At 45.5% G+C, this 1951-nt stretch carries 1 protein-coding gene; it reads right to left on the bottom strand.

Annotated features, from left to right (window positions below; all coding sequences use genetic code 11):
* Positions 1–206 precede the first annotated feature (206 nt).
* Positions 207–1802 (bottom strand): SIR2 family protein, encoded by a 1596-nt coding sequence (locus tag I2D41_RS02545; RefSeq protein WP_195247198.1) that lies wholly within the window; start codon positions 1800–1802, stop codon positions 207–209.
* Positions 1803–1951: the final 149 nt, after the last annotated feature.

Consider the following 1951-nt stretch of genomic DNA (forward strand, 5'->3'; position numbering starts at 1 on the left):
GCGCAACGCGTTGCGCTGAGTCCTGAGGCTGTTGCAATGAAAATGACAATCAAGGATCTTCCCTTGATTGGCAGGTCGAAACAGACACCATTGTGATTTCAAGCAGAAAGCGTTATATTAAAAATGCATTTGCACGTGGTGTTCGCACTATACGCTCAGATGCCATAGTTTACAAAGATGGCCTTCTTCATAGACGCTAGGTGGGATTACTCACTAGTAGCCGATATGTCGAAGGCCTTCTTGTACTTAAGGAAATCATACATTCTAATAAGCCGTTTCAGCTCGCTATTACCGTGGATTATCTTACGATCATCCGTGATGAGCGCCCTCAGATACTCGAGCAACTCATTTAAATCGAGCTCATCCTCCTCAAGTAAAACTAACTTTTTAAATGCTTCCTCAAAGCCTTCGTTAGCTATAACAGACTTAACCGAGTATCTAATTCCCGAAAGATGATAGCTACCTTTTGCCTTTCGTAGGCTGTTGTTTAGAAAAGCATCTAAATCCTTCTTCTCATCTATTTCCTTTAGCATCCTTGGATTAAGAACTTCCCCTGAATACGCGCTTAAATACTTATACATGGGCAAACCACCCGAGTTAGAAGCAAGCAGCGCAGGAAGATATTCCTCGACGGCAAGTTTGGGAGCGACATGTTCATCATCAAACACGACATCGCGATATAAAAGCTCGGCTTTGACCATATGACCGTGGCCCAAAGATGCATTTGCGACACCGATGCCCAGCACAAGATGCTGTCCCTCCGGAAGTCTCTCGAGGTCGCTAAAACTCGCTTCGACTACCAGAGAATCATTTGGCTCGCCCTTATCTGCCAGGGCGTAGATACTCCTGCGCAACTCACGAATGATCCTGGGCGAGAAGGAGCATTTGGAATGTCCAATTGCTTCATACACTGCGCCAAAATCATTCGTCCTAATCGCGGTCATGCTTATCTCGCCAATACCCGGAAATGTAATCGAATGTGTCGAGGTTGCGTTTTCGCCCCTAGTTAGGAAAATAAAACGCTCTTTGAGCAATACAAGATTATTTGAACCGAGGCAGCGCGAAATCGACATGAGGATAGCTTGGATATCGGGGTCGTTAAGGGAATAGCCGATAAAAATAATTGGGTATTCCATAAAAATAGTTAGCAACTTGGCTGCCAAGTAATCCTGGGTTTCGGCGAGTTTTGCGTAATCTGCCTCCTCAAGAACCATAGATTCAGGATTATCCATAGACCCGTGGATCTTATAGATTTCACCCATTTCAAAAGTTCTGTGAAAGACAAGATCGTCCTGGCCTACAAAAACTTTAAACTCGGGAAACAGCGACTCCAGTAGACAGTCATAGTTGGTTGTAATGACTCCAGAAATACGCCGCCTGCCGACCTCTCTCAAGATATCAAGTTCATGCGTCATATGGTCAGGTTTGAACGAGGATAACCTCTCAGCCGCCATAATCTTTAAAACAGATTTGCGCTGACGAATGTCCTCTGCATGATCGTCTCTAAAAGAAGCGAAGCGAGGGTCCTCAAGAACAGCTATGCGCATATCCTTATCAAGCATCGTCGCGGCAGAGGGCAAAGCACCATAATCAGGATTATCTGGACAGCGAGCAAGGTAGGAATCGAGTCGAAAAGGATCATCAGAAAGACGGGAGCAGAGGTGCCTTAACAAGCCGTCCCAATCGTCGGTCCCCATATATCTACGGGAAAACCCCGAGCCAACGAATAAATAGGGGCTACGGCCCACCCCATTTATCAGACGGACAACGCTGTCTACAATGTCATCTCTTCCGACTTCCATCTAACGCCTCCAAACAAGTCTACTTCCATAAGTATAGAACATATGTTTGATTATTGCTAGAATTGCAAGACTTCATCGAAGACAAAAGCTGCTCCCCTTGATTATCGACTTCATCCGAACACCTCCCACATTCATCCGTACATGTACGG

Source organism: Collinsella aerofaciens (assembly GCF_015552075.1).
GTDB classification, from domain to species: Bacteria; Actinomycetota; Coriobacteriia; order Coriobacteriales; family Coriobacteriaceae; genus Collinsella; species Collinsella aerofaciens_Y.